Source organism: Paenibacillus profundus (assembly GCF_021369635.1).
Lineage (GTDB): Bacteria > Bacillota > Bacilli > Paenibacillales > Paenibacillaceae > Paenibacillus_B > Paenibacillus_B profundus.
In genome coordinates this window covers 1-26,425 of the sequence record NZ_JAJNBZ010000023.1, presented here as the reverse complement: position 1 = coordinate 26,425, position 26,425 = coordinate 1, and the positions used below count along the sequence as shown (strand labels likewise).

Annotated in this window: 18 protein-coding genes; 9 read left to right on the top strand and 9 right to left on the bottom strand. The window is 51.7% G+C overall.

All coding sequences use genetic code 11. The features are described from left to right. Positions 1 to 440: 440 nt before the first annotated feature. From LQV63_RS21980 to LQV63_RS21965, 4 genes are all read right to left on the bottom strand, one after another. Positions 441 to 1,721, bottom strand: a complete 1,281-nt coding sequence (locus LQV63_RS21980; RefSeq protein WP_233698316.1) for an MFS transporter — start codon at positions 1,719 to 1,721, stop codon at positions 441 to 443. A gap of 119 nt (positions 1,722 to 1,840) precedes the next feature. Further along, positions 1,841 to 2,383, bottom strand: a complete 543-nt coding sequence (locus LQV63_RS21975) for a hypothetical protein (RefSeq protein ID WP_233698315.1) — start codon at positions 2,381 to 2,383, stop codon at positions 1,841 to 1,843. Between the two features lie 256 nt (positions 2,384 to 2,639). Next, positions 2,640 to 3,059 (bottom strand): DUF350 domain-containing protein, encoded by a 420-nt coding sequence (locus LQV63_RS21970; protein WP_233698314.1) that lies wholly within the window; start codon positions 3,057 to 3,059, stop codon positions 2,640 to 2,642. A 27-nt stretch (positions 3,060 to 3,086) separates the two neighbouring features. Further along, positions 3,087 to 5,444, bottom strand: a complete 2,358-nt coding sequence (locus LQV63_RS21965; protein WP_233698313.1) for an endonuclease MutS2 — start codon at positions 5,442 to 5,444, stop codon at positions 3,087 to 3,089. A gap of 151 nt (positions 5,445 to 5,595) precedes the next feature. Between LQV63_RS21965 and LQV63_RS21960 the strand changes: the two genes are divergently transcribed. Together LQV63_RS21960 and LQV63_RS21955 are read left to right on the top strand one after the other, a co-directional pair. Next, on the top strand, positions 5,596 to 5,952 hold the full coding sequence (locus LQV63_RS21960; protein ID WP_019421770.1) for a phage holin family protein: 357 nt from the start codon (positions 5,596 to 5,598) through the stop codon (positions 5,950 to 5,952). Positions 5,953 to 6,090: 138 nt separating this feature from the next. Continuing rightward, positions 6,091 to 6,468 carry a cupredoxin domain-containing protein gene (locus LQV63_RS21955; RefSeq protein WP_233698312.1) on the top strand — a complete coding sequence of 126 codons (378 nt, stop codon included), beginning with the start codon at positions 6,091 to 6,093 and terminating at the stop codon, positions 6,466 to 6,468. 156 nt (positions 6,469 to 6,624) lie between these two features. On the opposite strand, the gene LQV63_RS21950 is transcribed toward LQV63_RS21955, so the two are convergent. Together LQV63_RS21950 and zapA are read right to left on the bottom strand one after the other, a co-directional pair. After that, the gene (locus LQV63_RS21950; RefSeq protein ID WP_019421768.1) at positions 6,625 to 7,245 is read right to left on the bottom strand and encodes a CvpA family protein; all 621 of its coding nucleotides are present in this window, start codon (positions 7,243 to 7,245) and stop codon (positions 6,625 to 6,627) included. Between the two features lie 20 nt (positions 7,246 to 7,265). After that, positions 7,266 to 10,187: a cell division protein ZapA gene (zapA, locus tag LQV63_RS21945; RefSeq protein WP_233698311.1), complete on the bottom strand. Its 2,922-nt coding sequence runs from the start codon at positions 10,185 to 10,187 to the stop codon at positions 7,266 to 7,268. Positions 10,188 to 10,610: 423 nt separating this feature from the next. On the opposite strand from zapA, the gene LQV63_RS21940 reads away from it, so the two are divergent. Next, on the top strand, positions 10,611 to 11,906 hold the full coding sequence (locus tag LQV63_RS21940; RefSeq protein ID WP_019421765.1) for a helix-turn-helix domain-containing protein: 1,296 nt from the start codon (positions 10,611 to 10,613) through the stop codon (positions 11,904 to 11,906). A 206-nt stretch (positions 11,907 to 12,112) separates the two neighbouring features. On the opposite strand, the gene pheT is transcribed toward LQV63_RS21940, so the two are convergent. Both pheT and pheS read right to left on the bottom strand, forming a co-directional pair. After that, positions 12,113 to 14,557: a phenylalanine--tRNA ligase subunit beta gene (gene pheT / locus LQV63_RS21935; RefSeq protein ID WP_233698310.1), complete on the bottom strand. Its 2,445-nt coding sequence runs from the start codon at positions 14,555 to 14,557 to the stop codon at positions 12,113 to 12,115. 67 nt (positions 14,558 to 14,624) lie between these two features. Next, the gene (gene pheS / locus LQV63_RS21930; RefSeq protein ID WP_233698309.1) at positions 14,625 to 15,659 is read right to left on the bottom strand and encodes a phenylalanine--tRNA ligase subunit alpha; all 1,035 of its coding nucleotides are present in this window, start codon (positions 15,657 to 15,659) and stop codon (positions 14,625 to 14,627) included. A 603-nt stretch (positions 15,660 to 16,262) separates the two neighbouring features. Between pheS and gap the strand changes: the two genes are divergently transcribed. From gap to glpK, 6 genes are all read left to right on the top strand, one after another. Further along, positions 16,263 to 17,303: a type I glyceraldehyde-3-phosphate dehydrogenase gene (gene gap / locus LQV63_RS21925; protein ID WP_019421761.1), complete on the top strand. Its 1,041-nt coding sequence runs from the start codon at positions 16,263 to 16,265 to the stop codon at positions 17,301 to 17,303. Next, complete coding sequence (locus tag LQV63_RS21920; RefSeq protein ID WP_157259582.1) at positions 17,279 to 17,443, top strand: GapA-binding peptide SR1P; 165 nt, start codon at positions 17,279 to 17,281, stop codon at positions 17,441 to 17,443. Before gap ends, LQV63_RS21920 begins: the two co-directional genes overlap by 25 nt. After that, a complete protein-coding gene (gene ppdK / locus LQV63_RS21915; RefSeq protein ID WP_233698308.1) occupies positions 17,440 to 20,115 on the top strand; it encodes a pyruvate, phosphate dikinase in 2,676 nt (891 codons plus the stop codon). Before LQV63_RS21920 ends, ppdK begins: the two co-directional genes overlap by 4 nt. A gap of 902 nt (positions 20,116 to 21,017) precedes the next feature. Continuing rightward, positions 21,018 to 22,364 carry an NCS2 family permease gene (locus LQV63_RS21910; protein ID WP_233698307.1) on the top strand — a complete coding sequence of 449 codons (1,347 nt, stop codon included), beginning with the start codon at positions 21,018 to 21,020 and terminating at the stop codon, positions 22,362 to 22,364. 728 nt (positions 22,365 to 23,092) lie between these two features. After that, positions 23,093 to 23,797 (top strand): MIP/aquaporin family protein, encoded by a 705-nt coding sequence (locus LQV63_RS21905; protein ID WP_233698306.1) that lies wholly within the window; start codon positions 23,093 to 23,095, stop codon positions 23,795 to 23,797. Positions 23,798 to 23,937: 140 nt separating this feature from the next. Next, positions 23,938 to 25,491, top strand: coding sequence for a glycerol kinase GlpK (gene glpK, locus LQV63_RS21900; protein WP_233698305.1), 1,554 nt, complete (start codon positions 23,938 to 23,940; stop codon positions 25,489 to 25,491). Between the two features lie 592 nt (positions 25,492 to 26,083). On the opposite strand, the gene LQV63_RS21895 is transcribed toward glpK, so the two are convergent. Continuing rightward, on the bottom strand, positions 26,084 to 26,425 hold a 342-nt coding region (locus LQV63_RS21895), incomplete at its 5' end, for a transposase (protein ID WP_233698304.1).

The window sequence follows — 26,425 nt, the reverse complement described above, 5'->3', positions numbered from 1 at the left end:
GTACCAAATGTATTATGTACCCTGCATTAGGGAAATATGTAACGCGATGAGGCAACCAACCTTTTGGAAGAACAGGAAGCGATGCTGCCCAAAATGGCGCGTATGGCCCGCACCCAGACTCTTGCGTATGGTGATAACAGCATCAGTCGAACTAAAATGTTTTCTTCAATCGGCAGAAGTAAGAACTCATTGGAATATATGTAGTAGAATGTTCTGATTAGGCTGTAGAATTGAATAGACAGTGGATCGGGCTGTTTGACAGCAACTCTGCTGAATGATCGGAAAAGCATTGGACTAATTCCAATGGAGCGGCCAAAAAGAGGTGTACGTGCTGTTTTAACTGTACAGAATCCAACAGAGGAAGGAAAACAGAATTAGTTGTTAAGCTTATATCGTTTTTGATGCCGTAAATACCAGCTGCCTAATGTGTGGCAGCTGGTTTACGGCTGCTCCTTGAGCTTGTGCTTCATCTTCGCTTCCCCAGCTTCTTCTGCTGCATCACCCATAGCTTCCGGCACCCTTTTTGCATTCTGATTCTTAACTAAAGGCTGCATGAACCATGCGCTTAGCACAGGCGCTGCGCCAATCACCGTGAGAAACACGACAATCGCCGTATTATTCGTCCGCCACTGGACCAGGGCGATAAAGGCCGCGATACCCGCCATCCGTCCGATGAGCAGACCGAACTCCCGCAGTACAGTGAGCTCGACGCGCTGACTGACCGACTCCTTATCGATTCCCATAATATCGAACGTGGACGATGTCATCGGTACAGTGAACAGCGGCGAGAATAGAGAAATCATAATACCGAACGCAAGCAGCGTCCCGTACTTGATCTGAAAAAATAATGGGACAACCGCGAGCGCCATCGCCATCGCCCCGAGCAGCATCCCCTTGGCGCGGTATGATACCTTGAAGAAACGCCCGGCCACATAGAAGCTGGCCAATGCAACCGCAGAGGTAATAAGCGTATAATTGCCGAGCTTCAATTCATTCGTAGTGACAATATACACGATCAATCCGACGAGAAAAGCGAACACTCCATCGCGTAATCCTTGTGACGCAAGAGCCGGCAGAGCGACGCGCCAAGGACTGAGCGGAGGACGTAACGAAGTGAACGGAAGCGACCAGCAATAATGGCCTTCCGGCGGACGTTTGTGCAGCCAGAAGCTAATAATGACCGCGGCGACAAATACGACAAGGGATATGGTAAATATGATCGGATAGCCACGGCTATCACCAAGTGTGGAGATAAGGAAGCCCGAAGCCCAGGGCGCTGCCATCCCGCAGCCCGACCCGATAAATCCGACCCAGCCGTTGAACAAATCCCGGTTGGCGGCATCCGTCACTTCAAAGTATACGACATTGAAGGTCAGCCAGAAGGCGCCAGAAGCGGCACCCAGCGTTAAGCCGAGAGGCCATATGTAATGAACCGCCTCTTTATCAATCCACAATACTGCGGCGTAAAAGATTCCCGCAAGCAAAATACCAAGGCGCAAGCAATTCATTTTATTGCCTTCTTTAACCCATTTGCCAGCGAAATAGAACATGAGCCCGATTGCAATTTGCTGGCTGAACGCAAACCAGCCGATGAGTGAATAATCCGACTTCGCTTTCCAAAGAAAAACGTTGACGAACGTCCCTGACAGGGCATTCGCCAACGAGAATAGACCGTATACGACCAACAACAAGAGAGATTGGCCGTCCAGACGCGCCTTCACGAAGGTAACCCTCCCCGCTTCCGTGGGCTTGTAGAGATTGATCAAAAAGTCACCTTTTGATCACGCTCTTATACCCAGTTCGTTACAGCTTATAAGTTACCCCAAAGCGCGCGTCTTATTTATTCTGATTTCGTATTTCGTACATTTTCCATTATTGGTTCACGATATGTCTCTGCCAGCACCTTCGATACTTGAAAGCAGGATGTGCAGACATATACATCCAGCTGAAACGGCGCAGTAAGAATCGGTTGCTTCAATGTCTCCGGAATGTGAGGTGTAAACTGTGTGGAAGGCATTGTTTCTTTGCCGACAAGCAACATGTATTCACGGCACTGCGGGCACTCTGGCACTTCCTGCTGCTCGTGCAGCACCTTGTCTACGCCTTCTTGGTAGCGCAGCGTGTCCGGTTCGCTATACAGAACGGAATCATCATCCCAGCCAAAGTTGGACCAGCCTTTTTCCTCCGGCTGTTCTTCATTCGCATCAGATGCCTGCTCGTTACGCGCATCCTCGGCTTCATCTTCATCGTGTTCGATCATGACGTTCATACTCCGGTATGCATTAAGTTCATTATGACAGTGCGGGCATTCCTCTTCAGGCCCCAACACTTCATCCCATACAATTTCAGTATCGCACCAAGGACAGATTGTCGTGCTGCTCATTGTTCATCAAACCTTCCCTATATAGAGGTTGTTCCAAAAGTGTCCTTTTGATCCACGACGCATTTCTTGAAGCAGATACGCCATCGAATCTTACATTCACCCTCGAAGTCCACTTTTTGAACACGTATTTCACTTTTTATCAAGCCTATATATTTATCCAGTACACAATTCCGATAACAACAAATAGCGCGGCTAATGCAAACAGCGTTCCCCATAAGTACTTCATGAATGACCTCCGCGGTATAATCCAATCACACTACTTGATGCTCGCACCGATAATATAGGACAACGATACCGAGATAACCATCGATAAGAGGCCAACCGCACGATTGTCCTTCTGTATCTCATTGTCCAAATTAAAATACGGCATCAAAAAGCCGAACAAAAAGTAAGCCACAAGCAACAGTACATAACCAATTATCGCCCATGTCAATGAGGCGTATAACGAATCCCGCGCTTCGATGCCGAAGCGAAAAATATTGCAAATCCCAAATATTTTCCCCGAGGTTGCCAAGGCGACGCTAATATTCCCTTTGCGAATCTCGTCCCAGCACTTATAACGCGTCACCAATTCAAATACTGATAACAACAGCACCAGAGCGAATACGGCCACGGAAAAATACGCTAACATCGATACGTACGGATTGCTAAGCCATTGTTCAATTAGATGTTCCACTGTTGTCCTCCCCACCTTCAAGAATGATTACTTCAATTCCGCCACGGTTACTCCCGTGCCGCCCTCGCCATAATTGCCAAGACGGAAGCTTTTTACATGCTTATGCCTGCGTAAAAATTCTTGAATGCCGGTGCGAAGGATTCCCGTTCCTTTGCCATGAATAATGTGTACTTGACCCAAGTTGCCGAGCAGGGCCTCATCCAAGAAACGATCCACTTCCATCATCGCTTCTTCTAAGTTAGCTCCCCGCAAATCAAGCTCGGACCGGACATTTTCTCCACGAGTGCGCTTCACGTTCGTGCCGGATTGCACCTGCTTGGCTTCAGACTTGGAAGACGACAGCAGTTCCAAATCGTCGAGACGAACTTTCATCTTCAAAATCCCGAGCTGTACAACGGCTTCTTGCCCTGCCAATTCAACGACGCTTCCTTTTTGGTTCAAGCTGTATACCATTACTTCGTCGCCAGCTTCGATTTGCCGAACTGCCTTCACACTTTTCTTCGTCTTCGCAGCAATCTTGCTTGCCGGCGCCGCTTCATCAAGCCGTCTGCGCGCTTCCGTCAAGCGATGGTCCTTCACCTGAGCTCCTTCCAGAGCCAGCTGTCTTAATTCCGAAATAATCTCTTCCGCTTCACGACGGGCTTTGGCTACGATGGCTCGCGCTTCGTCTTCCGCACGCGCTACGCGCTTGTCCCGATCCGCCTCCAGCTTCGCTCGTTCTTCAGCCAACGCTTCACGCATCGCCTCCGTCTCACGCCGCAGCCGTTCCGCAGCCTCGCGCTCCGCTTCTGCGCCAAGCCGATTCTCTTCCAATGAGGCGATCATCGTCTCTACCCGCAGGTCTTCTTCCGTCACTTCGCCGCGGGCATGCTCGATAATGGACTTCGACAGTCCCAGCCGTTCGGCAATGGCAAAGGCATTGCTTCGTCCCGGCACGCCAATCAACAAGCGATAGGTCGGACTTAACGTCTGAACATCGAACTCCATGCTGGCGTTGATGATGCCTTTACGTTCGTATGCGTATGCCTTCAACTCGCTGTAATGGGTCGTGGCCACCATTCGGCAGCCAAGCTTATGAATATGCTCCAGAATCGCAATCGCAAGCGCCGAGCCTTCCGCAGGGTCAGTACCCGCACCCAGCTCATCAAGCAATACCAAGCTCTTCGGCGTCATATGGCTCAAGATGCGAATAATGTTAGTTAAATGGCTGGAGAACGTACTCAAGTTCTGCTCGATGCTCTGCTCGTCTCCGATATCGGCGTATATCGCATCGAACACGCACATCTGACTTCCATCCTCCGCCGGAATGAACATACCGGACATCGCCATGAGGCTCAGCAGCCCCATCGTCTTCAGCGACACCGTCTTACCACCGGTATTCGGACCTGTCACAATGATGGAGGTATATGAATTGCCGAGCTCCACATCAATTGGCACGACTTGTTCAATTGGAATTAACGGATGACGGCCTTTCTTCAACTTAATAAACCCGCGATCATTCATACGGGGAAACGATGCTTTCATTTGGTCCGCAAGTCTGGCTTTAGCAAAAATAAAGTCCAATTGTTCTACGCAATCCGTATCGTACAGCAGCACATCGGCGAGAAGACCCACTTCCTCGGTCAATCGCGACAAAATACGTTCAATCTCGCGCTCTTCTCTTAACTTCGTCTCCCGCAGCTTGTTGTTCATTGCTACGATTGCTTCCGGCTCGATGAAGAGCGTGGCCCCCGAACTGGATTGGTCATGAACGATACCGCCATAATGACCGCGGTATTCCTGCTTCACTGGAATGACATAGCGATCATTCCGAATCGTAACCAACTGGTCCTGCAGCATTTTTTGCGCGCTTTGCGAACGGATCATAGACTCCAGCTTCTCGCGAATTCGCGTTTCTCCGATGCGCAGCTCACGGCGTACGGTCGCCAGTTCAGAGCTGGCTTGATCCAATACTTCACCCTGCTCATCGATACATCGGCGGATGTCTTCCTCCAGCGCCTTCTGGTCACTTATGGATTGTGCCAATTCATGGATCGACGGAACCGGATTATCTTCATGAACACCTGCGATATGCCGCGCTACACGTCTTCCAGATAACAACAGCGAAGAAATATCCCACAGCTCGCTTGCGCTGAGCATGGCATTAATTCGAGCTCGTTTGATGGAGCCACGAATATCCTTCACTCCAGAGAACGGTGCCCCGCCTTTCAGGCGTTCTACCGTCATCGCTTCATCTGTCGCCTGCAAACGGCGCTTCACTTCATCCAAATTGGTACTCGGCTGTAACGCCAACGCAGCCTGTTCGCCCAGAGGGGTCGCCGCGTGATGCGCCAATGACTGCAGTATTTTATGGTAATCCATCGTGTTTAAAATTTTCGAATCCAATTCTAGTCACGACTCCTCTCGCTGTAATTATATCGGAACACCTAATTGATGGCTATTCATGTCTGAACATGCCACTTATGATTATCGCGGATAAGGTTACAATAATTGTTGCACAAACCTATACCCTTCAAACAAGTAAGGAGGAAAGTCCATGAGTTTTCTAGGTCATGTCGTTCGATTCATTGTGGCAGCCATTGTGCTGATGATCACGGGCTGGATTGTGCCGATGTTCTCCGTAGGCGGTTTCTGGAGTGCCTTAATCCTCGCCTTGATCATTGCCTTATTCGGCTGGATTGTCGAAGGCATTTTTGGAAAAAAAGTTACGCCGTTCGGTCGGGGTATCGTTGGCTTTTTGATCAGCGCCCTCGTCATTTACGTCGCCCAGTTCTTTGTAGCCGGCGTATCGGTCACCATCCTCGGAGCGATTCTGGCGGCCTTGGTCATCGGGTTGATTGACTTGTTCATCCCAATCGCCACGCCATTCGAAGCCGGACGACAAGCGAAATAATCTGAAGGCTGCCGCTTCACGCCATCAGTCCTTTCCAGACCCCTATGCCGAATCACTCCAAATGCGTATTTTTTGCTCGACAAAGAATGGCAAAAAATGAGTGAGTCAGCTACACTGTTATGGAAAAGGAGGATGAGCATGAAACGAAGCAGCCTTTGGACGTTATCATCTCTATTCATCATTATGATCGTCTTGCTGGTCGCTTGCGGGGGAAATAAGGAACAGAATTCGCAAGCAAGTGCCTCTGTTGCCGTCGATACAGAACTTGTCATAACAGCGACCAACTATAAGTTTGACCAATCGGAATATCGAATCAAAGCAGGTGAGTCGGTCCGCATCGTTCTGGATTCCACCGGAAATCACGGGTTAGCTGTCAAAGAGCTCGGTCTCGCTCTTGATCCGAATAACAAGGAACAAGTGATTGCTCCAGAGAAGCCTGGGACTTACGAGTTCCAATGCACGATTATGTGCGGTCCGGGTCACCGTGATATGAAGTCGATGCTAATCGTCGAATAAATGAATAACCATTGTGATTAACTCCCCATGAACCGGTCCCCCCATAATCACGTCTGAGCGCACAGCAGTGGCCGCCGTATCCTTTATTCAAGGAGACGGCGGCTTATTTTACTCTAACGCGGCCGCTCATCTTCAAAAGGCCTCGAAAAGGTTTTCTCATAGCCATTGCGCCCACTTTACCGCCTCAACCATAACGTCCGGAATCCACTGTCCGGTCTTATCCACCCAGACTGACGCCTCCACCCATGTACGGATGTAACCTGCGGGCCATGCCCGAAGCAGCACATACAGGATGCACCATAAGAATACGAACTGGATCAGGCCGAGCACTGCGCCGGTAAGCCTGTCTACGGTCCGGATCGGCCGGGAGGCGGTGAATTTGCTCCATGCAAAGCGGATAAGCCATAAGCCTGCAAGGACAAAAAAGAACAGCAGCGCAAAGGCAATCACCGCATGCACCGTATCCATCAATTCAGAGGACAATATTGAACCCGAACCGTCTGCAGGCGGCTGTGGGCTTGCTGCTTGATTGCTTGTCGTAAACAGCCTCTTCTTTACCCATGGGATAAAGTAATCATAGAAGCGTGAAGCGACGATAAAGGCTACGATATAACCAAACAACGAGAGGGCCTGGGCTTTCAGTCCGCGCTTCGCTCCCCACGCGATACATATCATTGCGGTTACGGCGACAATGTAGTCGAGCGCATTCCAAGCCATTATTCCCGCTACGATTCCGTTCCATAAGTTGTCAAAAAACATTGTGATTTCTTGTAACATGATTCATCCTTTATTCCGATTTAACGGACATCTTGCTCAATTAATTCCAGCCATTCGTTGAACTCCGATTGCAGCTTCGAGTACTCGTCTTTGAGCTTGATGTAGACTTCTTCCGTTTCTTGTGCTTGCTTACGTTCCATTTCCCGCTCTACTTGAGACAGACGGAATTGATGGGACAGCACTTCGAACTGTTCTTGAATAGCCGTCATGTCTTCGTTCAAGCCAACCTGTTCCTTGGCTTGCTCCAATTGAGCCATTACGTCCTTCAACTGCTGTTTCATTTCCGCTCGTTCATCGTTCCAAGATTTGAACGCGAGTGACCAATCCTGCTCTTGCTCCGCCCACTCCTGTTCCCGCGCGCTCCAATTAGATTCGGCTTGCTTCCATTTTCGCTCTTCGTCTTTCCATTGTTCAAAATGCTCAAGCCACTGTTCTTCCCGAGCCTGCCATTTCTTTTCAAGCTCCAGCCAGTTTGCTTCACGCATTTGCCATTTCTCTTTTTGCTCTGTCCATTCCTGCGCGTTATTTTGCTGCTCGGCGAGCTGTTCCCGCCACTCTTGTTCACGCGCCTGCATACTTTCAAGCTGCGCTTCCCAAGCTTTCTCCCGCTCTTGCATCTGCTTCTTGTATGCTTCATATTGTTCAAGCTCGGTCGCGTAAAGCTTTTGCTCCTCTTCCAGTTGAGCGCAGCGCGCCGCCGTCTCCAACGCTTCTTTCTGTGCCGCTTCCACGGCTGCTGCCGCCTCAGACTGCGCACTTTGCATCGTCTCGGCTGCAGACTGCCAGTTCAACTTCTCTGCTTCCAATTGACGGCATTTCGCTTCCAACTCGGAGGCCAATTCGTTGAAGGCTTCCTGTTCCTTCTCTTCCTTCGCAATCCATGAGCTTCGTTCCTGTTCGAACTGCTCCTGTAAGCCACTCCGCTCCTGCTTGAACTGTTCTTGCAGGCCAGTACGTTCCTGTTTGAATTGTTCTTGCAAGCTGATGCGTTCCTTATCAGCTTCCAGCTTCCACGACTCCCTTTCCGCCTGAAGCTGCTCCGCAAGCCGCGCCTCATGCTGGACAATGAGTTCATCGCGCTCGGCAGAGGCCAACTGTTCTGCCTCTTTCAGCTGCTCCTGCAGCTCTGCAACTTCTGCGTGGGCTTCGTCCCGTACGCGAATAAGTCGCTCCATCTCCAACAGACGCGCACGATCAAGCTCTTCCGCTCGGCTTAATTGCCCTTCGAGCTGATGGATGCGATGAGATGGCTTCTTCATCTGCTCTTCCGCTTCCGCGCGCAACGATTGCTCTAGCGCGGCCATCGCTTGCTCATGTTCGGCTGCCGCCTCCTCATGCAGCACTGAGAACGTATCCACATCCTCCGCATGCTGGGCTCTTACCTGTTCCAACTCTTTCTGATGCGTATTCTCCAATTGTTCGAGTTCATTGCCAAGCGCTGATTTCAATTGATCCAGCTCGCTTTGGTGGCTGGAGTTTACTTTGTTCAGCTCGTTCTGATGGCGGGACTGCACTTCCTCCAGATCGCTCAGATGCTTCGAGCTCTGTTGCTCAAGCTCTTGTTGATGCTTCCCGTTCAATTGAGACAGAACGTCCTGATGCTTCGAATGCACTTGCTTCAGCTCGCTCTTATACTTCGTATCGGCTTTCTCCAGCTCGGTCTGGTGCGCGGCTGTCACCTGCTCCAGTTCAGTACGATGCTTCGCCCCCATCTGTTCCAATTCAGTGCGAAGCTCCGCCTCCTTCTGATCGAATTGTTGCTGCAGCGCAGTCATGGCCTGCTCCAGCTTCTCCTGCTGAGCGGCTGCCGCCAGTTCCAGCTCCTTCGCATGCTGTTCGGTCAATTCCTTCACCTGAGTAGTGTGGCGCTGATTCGACTTCAGCAATTGATTGCCATGAGATGACTTCAATTGTTGAACCTGCTCCTTATGTTCTGTCTGGAGCTGGTTCATATCCGCGGTATATTTAGCTTCAAGCGCTTGAAGCTCGCTGGCGCGCTCCTGCGTCAACTTCTGAGCTTGCGCTTCTTGCTGTTCAGCAAGCTGCTTCACTCGCTGAGCATGTTCTGACTTTAACTTTACTACCTGAGCGGTGTGCTCTTGAGTTAAGTTGGCCTTCTGCTCTGTCAACCGCTGTTCCCATTCGGTCGCCTGCGCTGCCAACTGACCTTCCCAAGCGGCCGTCTGTTCCGCCAACTGTTCCTCCCAGACTGCAGCCGTCTCTTCTGTTCGCTGTCTCTCGGCATCCAGCTTCGTCTGCCATTGCTGTTCCTGCTGGGCGAGCTTCTGCTGCAGCGCTGCTTCATGTGCCTTGGCTGCTTGCTGCTTCTCGTCAACCGCTGTCTTCAGCTTGGCTTCCTGTTCCTGCAGCTTGCGCTTCAACTCATTCTCCCGTGTTGTCATCGATTGAATGCGGCGGTCTGCTTCCTTCGTCTGCTCCGTCAGCTTCTGCAGACGCTCGTTGGAAGCATGCTTCTCTTCCGACAGCTGGCGATTCGTTTCCTTCAGCTTCGCTGCTTCCTCCCGGAGCGAGGCAGTCTGCTTCTCTACCTCTTCTTTCTCCTTCGTGAGCTCTGCTTGCAGCTTGTCAAGTTCGGCGCCCGATTCCATACGGAGCTTCTCTAACGCTCGCGATGATTCGGACTTCAGCTGTTCCAATTCGTGCGTCAACGCTTTGCCCGCATGCTCTTGCTCTTGGAGAGATACGCTGATGCGCGCATGGTCATCCTTAATCTTCTGAACTTCCTCCGCAATGTGCACGGCCGCTAGTACGGCGATGCGCGGTGTATCCAGACGCGAGCTCGCATTCGAGATGACCCGCATATGCTCGTCCACCACAGCGGCGATATTGCGCATATATTCTTTACTTGTTGTACCTACCAATTTATATTGCGTTCCATATATTTCAACTGTAACCCGATGTTTATTATCTGAAGTGGTCATTCTTTACATCCTCCTTACCTTAGCGTCGCCACGAACTGCAAGTATGACTTTGCAACGAGGCAACGAAATCTTACCTTATAAGTTCGATATGCTTAGCCTCATTTCCTGCTACGTAAAGCGGAAAGTCAAGTTTCATTTCATATATAACGGCTCAAAAAAAGAAATGGGCCCTTCCTTGTTCCCTCGAGAGGAAAGAACAGGAAGAAAGCCCGCTTTTATTGCTCAAAATCACTTTTCCTCTCAAATGACTATATCCAATGGAGGAGGAGACAAGGGAATATGGGTTCTGTCATGGCTCATGCCGCTGCAAACAAGATCATTGCTCTTACCATCCGACATTATTTGACCAAAGGATATTTACTTATAAGACATTATTTGGTATCGTTGATGTAATGATACCTACAGGTTTGAAGAGGTGATGATATGAAGGCTGAGTCGCTTCAATTTACAACTATTGGCGAATTCATCAGAACATGCAGACAAGAGGCCAATTTAACATTAGTCCAGTTAGAGGCTATGACAGGAGTCGCCAAAGGCATCACTTCTAAAATCGAGAACGGCGAAACGAAGCGCCCAGAATTTAAAACGATGCACGCCCTTTTAAGTGTCTTTGATATCGCATATCCAAACATTGTCGAATTATATCTCTCCGTTGAGCAGAGAGCTGATGTGCTTATGTCCATCTTGAAAGAGTCCATAACCAGCGCTCCGTCATTATCCACTAAGATTGCCGCTCAGTTTCTTCGTGACGAAAAAAAAGACAGTATTGGATTAGTGGATGAACTGTATAAGTTCACAGGTTCCATTGAGGATGCGCCAACAGTCAGACTTTCCCTGTACAAGCTCATCATAAAATACGCTCGCACTCACGGCATTCAAACGTACTTCGCCAAGGCGCTGCTACAGGAATATTTAATTGAACGCGATGATTTCGGCAAAATGCAGACAACCTACTATACAGGAAAAAACATTACGCATTATGTTCAATTTCTTTCATTGGAAGAACAGATTACACTCTATTACAAGTTGGGTGCCCATTCGTATCATTTGAAAGAATACAAAGAAGCTATTGAATATTGCAATCAAGTATTAATATTGGATACAACTGACAGCGCCATCAAAGCACACTCTATTTCTTTCATTTCCTTTTCACACTATTTTTTGAACAATTACGACATGGCGGAACGATATCTCCAGCAATACTGCACGTTCCAATTCCCATTTGTACAAGAAAACGCAGATTTTATGACAGCTAAGTTAAACGGAAAAAAAGGCCACGTTGATTTAGCCATTAATCAATTGGAACAATGCTTGGAAAAGTCCGCTCACAAAGTCAATATTATTTATGACCTGTTTGATTTATACCTGCAACAAAACAATTTGAGCGCTGTCGAAAAGCTGTTTCAGTGGGAATATGACTTTATTGAAAATTCAAGTAACCCTTGCCTTATTACAGAATATGCACATTACTACAAGAAAAAAAGCGAATATTTTAAGCTGGCGGGAATTCACGAGCAATCTGTTGATTGCTTACTGAAAAGCATTACCATGTTTGTTAATGTGGATAGGCACAAAAATGCTTATGAATGCATTGAAGTATTGTTTGACACTATTCATGAAAATTCCGACATTATTAACAACATGCAATATTTACATAAGGTCAAATCAATGTTTAATCACCTGAGTGGTTCAAAACTCAAGATAGGAGAGATGATATGAAAAAAATGCATGGTAAACTGGCTGCTGTAATTTTTTGTCTTGCTGTTATTGTTACACCTGTAGCCACTATGTTTTCTGGCGGCGGCGTCATTAACCCTTGGTAACAGGCTTATGCCTTCCATGAATGCAAAAGGTGGGTTACGGAAATTATCCGTTTCCCACCTTTTATGGTTTATATCCACTTTACATGTTAGGTAACATCTGTTCTATTTGCGCAATTCTGCGCTATAAGTTGTTTCAAGCGCCGCAATGACACGACCGTGGATATCGGTAATTTCCTCATCGGTAAAGGTATGCTCCGCATGGCGGTATACGAGGGAAATCGCGACGCTCTTCTTATCCTCTGCGATACGATCGCCTGTGTAGATGTCGAATACCCCTACAGATTCCAGCCATTCGCCAGCCGCTTCCTTTGCTGTAGTAACCAATCGGCCCACTTCCACGTTGCGGTCGACTACGACAGCGATGTCACGATCCACTGCTGGGAAACGAGGGAGCGCTTTGTATGCAATGTTGAAATCGGCTGCTTCCATCAGCGGCTGCAACAGCAGCTCCGCCACGTACGTTTCGCCGAGATCCTTCTGACGTTGAATTTCCGGATGCACTTGTCCGATGATACCGATATATTGCTCGCCTTCCGCACCCATCAAATACATGGAAGCCGAACGGCCCGGGTGCAGCCCCTGCGGACGATTCGCCTCATAACGGATGAGGCCTTCCAGCCCCAAGTACGAAGCAAGAGCATCCACAACACCCTTCACATCGTAGAAATCAACTGCTTCGGAGCTAATATTCCACTGTGCCGCGCTGCGTTTGCCGGTCATTAGAAGACCAAGCACCAGCTCTTCCTTCACCAAGGCCGACAGTGTTTCCTGCGACGTCAAGTACAAGCGGCCAAGCTCGAACGCTTTCACATCGTCAGTTTTGCGGTTGCGGTTATACGCCGCCACATCCAGCAAGCTTGGCAGCAAGCTTGTGCGCAGCACGCTTCGCTCTTCGCTCATCGGCATCGCCAGGCGAACCGGAACAGCCCCATCGATGAATGTCGGGAAGAGCTCGGTTTCAGTCGGATGCGTGAACGAATACGTTACCGCTTCATGCAATCCGTTGTCCGTTAGCAATCCGCGAATCGCACGGCGGATCGTCTGACCTTTGTTCAGATGTCCCGGTGTTGTCGGACCTTCAATCGCCGTTGTTGGGATGTTGTCATATCCGTAAATGCGAGCCACCTCTTCGATCAGATCGACGTCACGCGTAATATCGCCGCGGCGGGATGGCACTCGTACATGAAAGACGCTGGCTTCGGGTTCAGCGGCTTCTAGCCCTAAACGCTGCAGGATAGACGTCACATCTGCCGCCGTTAGCGCAGTGCCGAGCAGGCGGTTCGTTTTGTCCAGCGTCAAAGTGACCGTTCTGCGTTCATGCGGCTGTGCCGTCTCCTCGACAATGCCTGCAGCGATGCTGCCGCCTGCCAATTGACGCATCAGATCTGCCGCCCGGTTGAGCGCTGGAATGACTGCTTCCGGATTCACTTCCTTCTCGAAGCGGAGGGACGCTTCCGATCGGAGTCCCATCTGGCGCGATGTCTTGCGCACGACGCTTCCTGCAAAATGAGCCGACTCCAGCAAAATATTTACGGTGTCGCCGCTCACCTCAGAATTCTCGCCGCCCATTACACCGGCAAGCCCGATCGGCTTGACGCCATCCGTAATCAACAGCATATGCGGCTCAAGCTTGCGCTCTTGCCCATCCAACGTAACGAGCGTCTCTCCTTCGTGTGCATAACGCACATCGATCGCGCCATTGCCGCTTAATTTGTCCGCATCAAAAGCATGCAGCGGCTGCCCATATTCCAGCATGACGAAGTTCGTAATGTCAACGATGTTGTTAATCGGACGCACGCCTGCCGCAAGCAGTCGGTTCTGCAGCCAGAGCGGCGACGGCTTAATGCTGACATTTGTAATGTAACGTGCCGCATATCGGTTGCATGCGTCAGGAGCACTGATGCGAACGCTAACAGTACTGCTTGCTTGTTCAGCGGACTCGCTGACCGTGTCTTCCGGCAGACGCACCGGACGGTCCAACAACGCTCCGACTTCATAGGCAACACCGATCATGCTTAAGCAGTCTGAACGGTTCGGCGTCAGGTCCAACTCAAGCACATGATCGTTCAGGCCGAGGACGTCGGCAATCGGCGTGCCAATCACCGTATCTTCTGGAAGCACTAGAATGCCTTCCTGCATTTCCTTCGGGAGCAGCTTATCATTCATGGCCAGCTCTTTGGCCGAGCAGATCATCCCTTGAGATTCCACGCCGCGCAGCTTGGCACGCTTAATCTTCATACCGTCAGGCATTACCGCGCCAATTTGTGCGACAGGCACTTTCTGTCCCGCATCGACGTTCTTCGCTCCACAGACGATTTGCAGATGTTCGCCGCTTCCGGTGTCCACCTTGCATACATTCAATTTGTCGGCATCGGGATGCTTCTCCCGGGATACAACATAACCGACCACGATGTTATCGAGCCCTTTATTGCGGTTCTCCACCACATCAATCTCAATTCCTGCGCGCGTCATCCGTTCAGCAAGCTCTTCCGCGGACACGCCGGTCAAATCGATATATTCCGATAGCCATTTGTAAGATACGTTCATGACCGTTCTCTTCCTTTCATTTAAGAGGTTGTTCAAAAAAATCACTTTTTTGAACATGTATTTAATGTCACATACGAGCAAATTGCTTCAGGAATCTCATATCGTTCGTATAGAAGTGGCGGATATCGTCAACGCCATATTTCAGCATCGCAATCCGCTCCACACCCATACCGAAGGCGAAGCCGGAGTACACTTCCGGATCGTAGCCGCCCATTTCCAGCACGCGCGGATGCACCATGCCCGCACCAAGAATTTCAATCCAGCCGGTATGCTTGCAGATGCGGCAGCCGCTGCCGCCGCACTTCATGCAGGTGACGTCGACTTCCACGCTTGGCTCGGTGAATGGGAAGAAGCTCGGACGCAGGCGAATCTGCATATGCGGACCGAACATTTCACGCGCAAATTGAAGCAATGTTCCTTTCAAGTCACTCATGCGAATGTTCTTGTCGATGACGAGTCCTTCGATTTGATGGAACATGAACGAATGCGTCGCATCGTCATCGTCGCGGCGGTATACACGACCTGGGCAAATGATTTTGACCGGCACGTCGCCTTTCATCGCTTCCATCGTGCGAATCTGCACCGGAGACGTCTGCGTGCGCATCAAAATATCTTCTGTAATATAGAAGGAATCCTGCATGTCGCGCGCTGGATGATCCTTCGGCAGATTGAGCGCCTCGAAGTTATAATAGTCCCGCTCCACTTCCGGGCCTTCCGCAACGGTGTAGCCCATGCCGACGAAGATGTCTTCGATTTGCTCTACCACTTTATTGAGCGGATGGACCGCGCCTTGCGCCAACGTTCGGCCTGGCAGCGTGACGTCAATCGTCTCTTCCTGCAGACGACGCTCCGTCTCTTCACGTTGGAACGCCTCCTGCTTCTGTTCAATAAACTCCTCAATGGCGCCGCGGACTTCGTTCGCCACTTGCCCGATCATCGGACGCTCTTCCGCGCTCAAGCCACCCATACCGCGCAATACTTCCGTAAGCGCCCCTTTTTTACCAAGAAATTTGACGCGCAGCTCGTTCAGATTGTTCGCATCCTTCACTTGCTGCAGCTTATCCAGCGCTTCAGCGCGCAGCGCCTGTAAACGCTCCTTCATGGTGTTGACCTCCCTTTAGTTTCCATCTCAAAACAAAAAGGCCTTCTCTGTCTCAAGGGACGAGAAGGCCGTGGTACCACCCTTATTAGACATCACGACACTCTGGCATAGAGCTGCTCTCCTGCAGCGCCGAAGCGAACGTGCTGTCTCACTTGCTACGACGATAACGGGTCGTCACCGGGCACCTCTACTGGCACAGGCGGTCTGCCTGCCGTTCAAGGCCCTGCTCCGGAGTGAATTTCGGCAGTCCGTCCTCAAGAAACGCTCTCAATCCTCGGCGTCTCCTCCCTGATAAGCGGTGCTGCGTACTTGTCTCCATCTCAGCATTGCATGGATAAACGTTGACTATAGTCAATACATTACATTTCAAGTATTATAGTCAACCCGCGGACGTTTTGCAAGTATTATCCGCCCCTAATCCTCAATAAACGAAGAGCAAAGTGCAAGATCTATATGCAAGAGCCCATCGAAAATAGAACACCCTATTTCATTATGACGTATTATATAAAAATAAACGATTATATATTACACATTATTTAATGTTTGTGATATACTACATAATGGAAAAAGAAACCAATGTTCCATCTTAAAGGAGGAATCGAAATGGCATTACCAGTTGCCGTCAACGGCATGGGCCGCATTGGGCGGCTCGTGTTTCGGCGGGCTATGGATGAAGCTGATTCACCGTTTCGCATCCGGGCAGTGAACAGCCTCTACCCGGCTTCCACCATCGCGCACTTGCTCAAGTACGACTCCATACACGGAAAATGGAACGCGGATATTGCCACTGAAGGCAATACGCTCATTATTAATGATACGCATATCCCGGTATTGGCAGAAGCCGATCCGGCAGAGTTGCCGTGGCAACGGCTCGGCATTCATACCGCCATCGATGCAACGGGCAAATTCACAGATCGCCCGGGTGCTTCTAAACATATTGAAGCGGGCGCGGAGAAAGTCATCGTCACCGCTCCCGGCAAGCAGCTCGACCTAACGGTCGTCATGGGCGTCAACGAACAGATGTATGATGACGAGGCACACCAGCTCATTTCCGCCGCGTCGTGCACGACGAACTGTCTCGCGCCCGTTCTTCACATTCTCGACCGTTCGTTCAGCGTCGTCTCCGGCTGGATGACGACCATCCATTCCTATACGAACGACCAGAAGCATCTCGACAACCCTCATCAGGACCTGCGCCGCGCGCGGGCATGCACGCAATCGATGGTCCCGACGTCCACCGGAGTGGGCAAGGCGCTCGCCGGCATTTTGCCGCATTTGGCGCCGTCCGTTCAGGGCATCTCCGTGAGAGTGCCGACACCAGACGTCTCGCTTGTTGACTTGACGGCCGAGGTGAAAACGCCGGTGACAGCAGACGACGTCCGACTCGCGTTCCTTCATGCGATTCGGGACGGACATGACCGATATGTGGAATGGTGCGACGAGCCCCTCGTCTCGACCGACTTCATCGGTAACGACAAATCCGCGGTGGTGGACGGCTTGTCGCTCATCGCGCAGGATCGGCACATCAAGCTGTTGGCTTGGTATGACAACGAGTGGGCTTACGCGGCGCGAGTCGTCGACTTGACTCGCCATCTAATACAGGAAGGAGTGAAGAGCGCATGTCCAACAGCAGCAGCCCAGTGATGCTGGGCGTCATTCTGTGCGAGCGGTGCGACAAGGTGCTGGAAGAGGTCGATACTGAGAAAGTGATCGTCTACTACCATCGGTGCGATGCCTGCGCCGCTGACAGTGAAATAGATGGAATCGGGGGAGACGCGCAATGAAATCGAATTGGATTAGTCATTTCCGGCACGGGGATGCCGGTATGAAGGCGCTGCTCGGCGGCAAGGGCGCCAATCTGGCTGAGATGACCCGCATCGGCCTGCCAGTACCGCCAGGCTTCACGATTACGACGGAAGCATGCCGCTCCTTCTATGCGCTGAACCGGCTGCCAGACAGCCTGATGGATGACGCGCGTGCCGCCCTGCAGGCGGTCGAGCTGGCGCGTGGCCAGCAGTTCGGGGACGCTGGCGACCCGCTCCTCGTCTCCGTCCGATCCGGATCTGTGCATTCCATGCCCGGCATGATGGATACGATTCTGAACCTTGGGCTGAACGATGACACTGTTCAGGGCCTTGCCGCCGTCACGGGCGACGAACGCTTCGCCTATGATTGCTATCGACGGCTCATCCATATGTTCGGCAATGTCGTGTTCGGCGTCGAGTCCGACGCATTCGAACGCATCCTCGCCGATGTGAAGGCGCAGTGCGGCGCCCAGGAGGATCAGGACGTAACGGCGGATGGCTTTCGTGAGCTTGTTCAGCGCTATAAGCAGTGCTTGGAGGCAACGGTGGGCACTCCGTTCCCGCAAGATGTGCACGTCCAGCTGCAACTGGCCGTCGAGGCGGTATTCCGCAGCTGGAACAACCACCGTGCGCAGGTATACCGCAAGCTGCACCACATCCCGGACGACGAGGGTACGGCCGTCAACATCCAGTCGATGGTGTTCGGCAACCGCGGCGCGGACAGCGGCACAGGCGTGCTCTTCACCCGCCACCCGTCGACCGGGGCGCGGGTGCTGTTCGGCGAATATTTGACGGATGCCCAGGGAGAAGATGTCGTCGCCGGCACCCGTACGCCGCAGCCGATTGCCAAGATGGAGGACGACATGCCGCACCTGTATGAGCAGCTGATACAGGCTGCCGAACAGTTGGAGCGCCACTACCGCGACATGCAGGACATTGAGTTCACGGTCGAGCGCGGCAAGCTGTTCATCCTCCAGACGCGGGCCGGCAAGCGGACGGCACAGGCCGCCGTCGCTATCTCCGTCGCTCTCGTCAAGGAAGGGCTCATCACGGTGCAGGAGGCCTTGCTGCGGACGGACGTCGCGCAGCTGGAGCATCTGCTGCATCCGTCGCTTGCGCCCGATGCCACGCTGGACGTCGTTGCGTCAGGCCTGCCTGCATCGCCGGGCGCCGCTTCCGGCCGCATCGTGCTCGACGCCGACGAGGCCGAGCGCCTGGCCGCCGCTGGCGAGCGTATTATTCTCGTCCGGCCGGAGACGACGCCGGAGGACATTCACGGCGTGCTCGCCGCGGAAGGCGTCTTAACGAGCCGGGGCGGCATGACGAGCCACGCGGCCGTCGTAGCCCGCAGCATGGGGAAGCCGTGCGTCTCGGGCTGCGAGGACGTGTGCTTCGACTTCGGGCAGAAGCTCATCGTCATCGGGACGCAGACGTTCCGCGAAGGCGACCTGCTGTCCATCGACGGCACATCAGGCCGGGTCATTGCCGGCTCCGTTCCGGTCGTCGAGGCGGATATGTCGGCTGAGTTCCTGCAGCTGCTGGAATGGGCCGACCGTGAACGCGAGCTGCGCGTCTATGCGAACGCGGATGCGCCGGAAGACGCCGCCAAGGCGCGCGCGCTTGGCGCCGAAGGCATCGGATTGTGCCGGACGGAGCACATGTTCATGTCCACGCACCGGCTTCAGATCGTGCAGGATATGATTCTCGCCGAGACGGAGACGGAGCGCCGGAAGGCGCTGGCGAAGCTGCTTCCGATGCAACAGGACGACTTCGAAGGCCTCTTCGAGGCGATGGACGGCTTGACGGTCACGATACGGCTGCTCGATCCGCCGCTGCATGAGTTCCTGCCGAATCTGGAAGAGCTCGTCGTGCGGCAGACGCAGCTGACGGTGCAAGGCGCGGGAACGCCGGAAGAGCTGCGCGAGCTGGAGCGCTTAATCGGCAAGGTGCGCGGGCTGCACGAATCGAACCCGATGCTCGGCCAACGCGGCTGCCGCCTCGGCATTCTGTTCCCGGAAATCTATGAAATGCAGGTGGAGGCGCTGTTCCTGGCGGCATCCCGCATGCTGCGCAAGGGCGTGCGCGTGCAGCCGGACATTATGGTGCCGCTCGTCGGCCATGCTGCCGAGCTGCGTCTGCTGCGCGATCTCATCGAGCGCACCGCGGAGCGGGTGCTCGGTCCAGAGCGCCGCAGCTGCGCCTACCGTGTCGGCACGATGATCGAGGTGCCGCGCGCCGCGCTTACAGCCGGTCAGATTGCAGAGCATGCCGATTTCTTCTCGTTCGGCACGAACGATCTGACGCAGATGACGTTCGGCTGCAGCCGCGACGACGCGGAGGGCAAGTTCCTCACCCACTACGTCGACCGCCGCGTGCTGGCTGCCAACCCGTTCCAAGTGCTGGACACGACCGGTGTCGGCCAGTTAATTGAGCTGGCTGTGAAGCGCGGCATTGCTGCCAATCCTCAATTGACGACCGGCATTTGCGGTGAGCATGGCGGGGACCGCGATTCCATCCTCTTCTGCCACGAGATCGGGCTCGATTATGTCAGCTGCTCGACGTACCGCATCCCGCTTGCTCGTATCGCCGCCGCTCAGGCGAAGCTGCTGCTCGGCAGCCGGAACGCTTCGCTGCACTCTATGTCGGTGTAACTTAAAATGACCTAACCGTTGATTATACAGGCGTCCGCATTCGCGGACGTCTTTTTTGGCAAATGTACGCGGGTATAGTTGCCAAACACATGAAATTCGAACTACAGAAAATGGATTTCATTAAATCTAACTGTTCGCCTGTTTTAGCTATGAAGGAATGTTTAAGCTCTGTAATGCGACCAAATCGATTTTCGTCACTATCCCCTTTTCGAAGCAGGTAGGCCTGTCTCATCTCTTGCTTCACTCTCCCCTTTATTCAGAAGCGCAATCTCCTTTCCTTTTAGAGCGAAAAAAATTGACGGACTTACCATATGCAAGTCCTTATGTCCATTCTCCCATACGGTCAGGAAGGATAACAACGAGGGTCGAAGCACGTGCCGTCTCGTAACCTTGGTATGATGCGGCCGATTATGACGGCAATGAGCCAGAACTCATGCAGCCTCATGTCCATTAAGGAAAGCTTACATTTTTCTGTAAAGCGATTAAGCTAATACGAAACCAACCCATTCTTACGGCGATATAACCTACCTTTTATTCGCGGTCGCCAACCTATGAGACGCCTCGATATCGGTTTTCTGATGAAAGGGGAGATTGGAGCAAAAGGGCTGACAAACAATACTATCTCATGATTCCTCCCCTCTTTAATGGCGTGTTTACTAATGTTTTAAAGCTGTAGAAGTTAATTTGTATTGGGTGACATTAACCTCGAATTTTTTTGTAAGTCTTTCAGACATATAACTATTTTGTTCAGGTTCCTGATAGCCAATGTTAATTGAGGCTGTAAACCTTGTTTATTTGAAGATGGTATGTGTTACAATAAGCGCATGATGGCTTTAGGCTGTCTATCTTTCATAACATTGAAAGGGTTGGGTGAGGGGCTACGATGGAAAGAGGGTATTTCATTGGTCCGCCAAAAAGAACACTCACGCGCTCAGGCGGATTCCGGTTCTTTGCCTAACGCGTCTGTACGGTCAACCGCTGGCGGGATGCGTCAGGAGCTGTTGGCTGGAGTCGTTTCCTTTTTTGCAATTGTCTATATTATTATCGTCAATGCATCGATCTTGGCCGACGCCGGCATTCCTCAAGAAGCTGGCATTATCGCGACCGTACTCGCCTCCGCCGCCGGTTGCTTCATCATGGGCTGGTGGGGCAAAGCTCCGATCATTCTCGTGCCGGGCATGGGGATCAACGCCATGTTTACGTACACGCTCGTGCATGGTATGGGGTTAACATGGCAGCAGGCGTTGGCGGTTGTAGTGGTGTCGGGCATCTGCTTCACCATTATCAGCTTCACCTCGCTTGCCGAACAGCTGAGGGCCGCTATTCCTGGATCGCTGCAGGAGGCCATTTCCGTGGGCATCGGCTTGATGCTCGTGCTGATTGGGCTGCAAAAAGGCGGCGTCATCGTCTCCGACGCATCGACCATCATTGCGGTGCAATCGTTCGGCGAGCCGGGCGTGTGGGTCACATTCGCCACGTTGGCGCTGACTTGCATCCTGTTCATGCGCAAAGTGCCGGGGCATCTGCTGATCGCGATCATCTTCGGCACCGCGCTTGCTTATGTGACGGGAGCCGTATCGTCCGGCGCAGCTGGTGCGGTTGGTGCCGAAGCGAACGGCACATTCTCGTGGTCGGTGTACGGCGACGTATTCGGGCAGTTCACCTTACAAGGTGTGTCCGCAGCTTCGATGGCCGTTGCAGTCTTCTCGATGACGTTGGTCATCGTGTTCGAAAATGTGGGCTTGATTAACGCGCAATTGAACATGTGCGGCCGTCCCGAGCGCTTCCAGCGCGCCATGCAGGCGAACGCTCTGTCGGTCGTCACCTGCGGGATATTCGGCACGAGCCCGACCGTAGCTACGGTCGAAACGGCGGCAGGCATCTCGGCAGGAGGCCGTACGGGCTGGACCTCCATCGTGACCGGGTCCTTGTTCCTGGTTACGCTCGTGGCGCTGCCGTTATTGACATTCGTGCCCGATCAGGCCGTGGCGCCGATTCTCATCTTCATCGGCGGCTTGATGATGCCCGCCGTGAAGAAGATTCGCTTCGAGCCTATGGCCGAGGGACTCCCCGCGTTCTTCATCATCGCGTTCATCCCGCTCATGCACAGCATCGTGGATGGCATCGCGATTGGGTTCGTCAGCTACGCCTTGTTTCAAATCGCTGTCGGAAAGGCGCGCGAAGTAAAACCGCTGTTTTACGTCATCTCGGTGTTGTTCGCGGTGCATTTCGTGCTGCAAGCACTATAAATTGTTTATTGGGCGGCTTCAGGTTGAAGCCGCCTTATTTTGCTTTGAAAGCATCGGAGACAAGCTAGAGTAGTATTACATGTTAGGCAAGCTTGAGACGTTAAATAAGCTAGATAAGACTAGGTAATTTGATTAGTTAGATTTAGTTGGATTTAGTTAGGTTATTTGAGGCTAAAGCTAGATCTAGATAAGCGATATAAAGTTGAACAAAACTTATTTTCCGGGGTCGAGGCAATTCCATTGGAAAACATGCAGCAGAATGTATGGATTAGGGGTTAAACGACATGTAGACTGTATTCTGTCCAGTGGATCCGCCTGATTCTCAGCGATTGCCGCTCCAAGAGTGTCAAAACGCTGGATGAATTCCAGTGAAACCTACTGCAAAGAGGTTTACGTCACCGTTTCATTGCACAAAATCCAATGCAGGAGTGAGATATGCGGCACTCCCCTTCCTTCAGTCCTTCTTTTCTCTTCGCATAGCTAGGTTTCTTTAACAAAATTTCTCATTATTCGTTGATAATTCAAAAATAGTTGAATATACTGTAATTAAGTTAATAGCAAAGCGGTTGCATGAGAAACTGGAGATGACCACTTCATATCTTTGTCTTACGGCAAGGGTATATGATGTTGGGCCATCTTTTTTTTGTTTGCAGGGGGTGCGGCGGAAAAAACAATTCAGCAATTACAAATTGAAAACGCATACAGATAGTCCGAAGGAGGAACTTGGGATGACACCTTTTTGGGGAGAGTTAATAGGGACCTTGTTATTGATTGTGCTGGGTGATGGTGTAGTGGCCGGCGTCGTGCTGCGAAAATCAAAAGCGGAAAACAGCGGCTGGATCGTAATCGGGTTCGGATGGGGACTCGCCGTTGCCATTGCCGTGTATGCGGTCGGGTCCATAAGCGGGGCTCACCTCAATCCGGCCGTAACGCTAGGAATGGCGGCCATCGGAAAGTTCGCATGGGATCAAGTTCCATTGTATATTGCGGCGCAAATGATCGGCGCATTTCTCGGAGCCGTGCTCGTATGGCTGCATTATTTGCCGCATTGGCGTGCGACGGACGATCAAGCTGCCAAGCTCGCGGTGTTCGCAACAGCTCCGGCCATCCGCAGCACAGGAGCCAATTTGTTAAGCGAAGTAATAGCCACGTTTATTTTCGTGTTCAGCCTGCTTGCCATTGGTGGCAATACATTTGCAGACGGCTTACAACCGTTTATCGTCGGCTTCCTTATCGTCAGCATCGGACTGTCGCTTGGCGGAACTACGGGGTATGCGATTAACCCTGCCCGCGATCTTGGCCCTCGCATTGCGCACGCCGTTCTGCCCATCGCAGGCAAAGGATCCTCTGATTGGAGCTATGCATGGGTACCGATCATGGGTCCGGTAGTTGGAGGCGTTCTTGGAGCGCTTGCTTATTCGTTCATGTTCTAATATATTGGTCACGAATTTCATACCAAAGAGATTATTTTGTTTAATAGTTCATATTTCGCATTTTTCTGTAATGCGTTTTTACGATTCAACTCGATTCCTATATTTAGTGCATCGCCATAACCCATGAGGAGGATTTTATTATGGACAAAAAATTCATACTCGCTTTCGATCAAGGCACAACCAGCTCACGAGCCATTCTGTTCGATCATTCCGGCGATATTGTCAGCGTAGCGCAAAAGGAATTTACGCAACTCTATCCGCGACCCGGCTGGGTCGAGCACGATCCGATGGAAATATGGGGCACGCAGAGCGGCGTTGCGCGCGAGGTTCTGGAACGTACCGGGATTCGGCCGCAAGAAGTGACAGCCATCGGGATTACAAACCAGCGGGAAACGGTCATCGTCTGGGATAAACATACTGGCAAGCCGATTCACAATGCCATCGTATGGCAGGATCGGCGAACGTCCGGCATTTGCGATGAATTGGCTGCGCGCGGGCTTACTGATCCGATTCGCGAAAAAACGGGACTCGTATTGGACGCTTATTTCTCCGGCACGAAGGTGAAATGGATTCTCGACCATGTGGAAGGCGCTCGGGAACGGGCCGAGAAGGGCGAGCTGCTGTTCGGCACGGTCGATACGTGGCTCATTTGGAATTTGACGCGCGGCACGACGTTCGCTACCGACTATTCGAACGCATCCCGCACCATGTTGTACAACATTAACAAGTTGGAATGGGACGAAGAATTGCTGGAATGGTTGGATATCCCGGCTGCGATGCTGCCGGAAGTGAAACCTTCGAGCGGTATTTTCGGCTATACCGATGAGCATACGTTCGGCGGAGCCGAGATTCCGATTGCCGGAGTAGCGGGCGATCAGCAGGCAGCACTGTTCGGGCAGGCTTGCTTCGAACCGGGCGAAGCGAAAAACACGTATGGCACGGGCTGCTTCATGCTGATGAACACGGGCGAGCGCGCCGTCGCTTCGAAAAGCGGATTGTTGACGACGATTGCCTGGGGGATCGACGGCAAAGTGAACTATGCGCTTGAAGGCAGCATCTTTATTGCCGGAGCGGCGATACAGTGGCTGCGCGACGGGCTGAAAATGATCGATTCCGCCCCCGATTCGGAATATTATGCGGGCAAAGTGGACAGCTCGGACGGCGTATATGTCGTGCCCGCCTTTGTCGGGCTGGGCGCCCCTTACTGGGATATGTATGCGCGGGGAGCGATTTTCGGCTTGACGCGCGGCTCCAGCAAGGAGCATATCGTACGGGCGACGCTCGAATCGCTCTCCTATCAGACGAAGGATGTGCTGAGCGCGATGGAGGCCGACTCCGGTATTACGCTGCAGGCGCTGCGCGTTGACGGAGGCGCGGTTGCCAACAATCTGCTCATGCAATTCCAAGCCGACATGCTCGACGTCAACGTGGAGCGGCCAAAAGTAACGGAAACAACAGCGTTCGGCGCAGCCAGCCTCGCCGGATTGGCCGTCCAGTTCTGGAATATCGACGATTTGAAAAAGACTAAAAAACTGGACCGTACCTTCTCTCCGCAAATGGAAGAAGCCAATCGAAACAAGCTCTACAAAGGCTGGAAAAAAGCCGTGGAACGCACGATGGCTTGGGAGCGCGAGGATGAGGAGGATCAAGAGGAGGCTGACGCCTCCGGCAATAAAGAGGAGATTAAAGCTTGATGCGTCGTGGATTTACAATGTTAATCACTTGATTTAATTCGTTTACATGACCGTCGGCTCGTTAGCGAACGAATTTATCATGTCTGCACAGATAATGAGCCGTAGAATACCTCTACGGCTCATTTATTTCCGGCAACACCAAAAAAAGCTCAATAATGCCGAAAACACTTCCTCGCTTGCCAGTTTAAAAGCATCTTTTACTGCCCATTTGATCGACTCCCCGAACTGACATGTTTGATGCTTCCCCTGTGCATTTGCGGATATCGGAAGGCTTAATGATGTAAAAAAAACAATGATACAGCTATTAGAGCAGTAACACACACTTGTACCCTTCCTTTAATCATGAAAAAACTTCATCTCCCAAATCATGATTGACATAATTTGGTGTATCATCAATTATGATTGGAATAAATAAATATTTTAGAGGTGAATTTAACATAAAAAAAGAACCCCCTATTATCTGGAGGCCACTGAAAAACACGGCTTTTGTACGTAACCGAAAGTGAACACATCAAAAAATACGATTTTCATTCAGATTTCACGAATGAAAATCGTATTTTTTTGCTTACTGTCCCACTGGAGGTGAGCATTTTCAGCCCATAAGCTTCAGTATTCGCTTTACATTAACCGCAAATATCGCCATCGCCCCCTGAATCTCCATGCCAACCAGACCCGAGGAGGACGCAACGTCGTACCCGTGTCTATGCTTAAGTTCACTGTTTTTGGCCTCAATCTTGTATCGTTCTTTAGCCTTGGTCTTAAAGGCTTCGCTTTCCTGAAACTCTGCCTGCGCCAAATGTTCATGGCTCTTTATGCTTACCGAATACGTTTTGCTCTTTGCGCCTTCCTTGTAGCAGCCTTCCCGGAGCGGGCACCGTCTGCACTTCTCCACGTCAAAATAATAGGTGTCCACCTGGTTCTTCCCTCGGCCTTT

What these genes read in the sequence shown, in the direction of transcription:
- LQV63_RS21975 (WP_233698315.1), bottom strand. Translation starts at nt 2,383, where the DNA reads ATGAGCAGCACGACAATCTGTCCTTGGTGCGATACTGAAATTGTATGG.
- LQV63_RS21960 (WP_019421770.1), top strand. Translation starts at nt 5,596, where the DNA reads ATGAGTTTTCTAGGTCATGTCGTTCGATTCATTGTGGCAGCCATTGTG.
- LQV63_RS21955 (WP_233698312.1), top strand. Translation starts at nt 6,091, where the DNA reads ATGAAACGAAGCAGCCTTTGGACGTTATCATCTCTATTCATCATTATG.
- LQV63_RS21950 (WP_019421768.1), bottom strand. Translation starts at nt 7,245, where the DNA reads ATGTTACAAGAAATCACAATGTTTTTTGACAACTTATGGAACGGAATC.
- zapA (WP_233698311.1), bottom strand. Translation starts at nt 10,187, where the DNA reads ATGACCACTTCAGATAATAAACATCGGGTTACAGTTGAAATATATGGA.
- LQV63_RS21940 (WP_019421765.1), top strand. Translation starts at nt 10,611, where the DNA reads ATGAAGGCTGAGTCGCTTCAATTTACAACTATTGGCGAATTCATCAGA.
- pheT (WP_233698310.1), bottom strand. Translation starts at nt 14,557, where the DNA reads ATGAACGTATCTTACAAATGGCTATCGGAATATATCGATTTGACCGGC.
- pheS (WP_233698309.1), bottom strand. Translation starts at nt 15,659, where the DNA reads ATGAAGGAGCGTTTACAGGCGCTGCGCGCTGAAGCGCTGGATAAGCTG.
- gap (WP_019421761.1), top strand. Translation starts at nt 16,263, where the DNA reads ATGGCATTACCAGTTGCCGTCAACGGCATGGGCCGCATTGGGCGGCTC.
- LQV63_RS21920 (WP_157259582.1), top strand. Translation starts at nt 17,279, where the DNA reads ATGTCCAACAGCAGCAGCCCAGTGATGCTGGGCGTCATTCTGTGCGAG.
- ppdK (WP_233698308.1), top strand. Translation starts at nt 17,440, where the DNA reads ATGAAATCGAATTGGATTAGTCATTTCCGGCACGGGGATGCCGGTATG.
- LQV63_RS21905 (WP_233698306.1), top strand. Translation starts at nt 23,093, where the DNA reads ATGACACCTTTTTGGGGAGAGTTAATAGGGACCTTGTTATTGATTGTG.
- glpK (WP_233698305.1), top strand. Translation starts at nt 23,938, where the DNA reads ATGGACAAAAAATTCATACTCGCTTTCGATCAAGGCACAACCAGCTCA.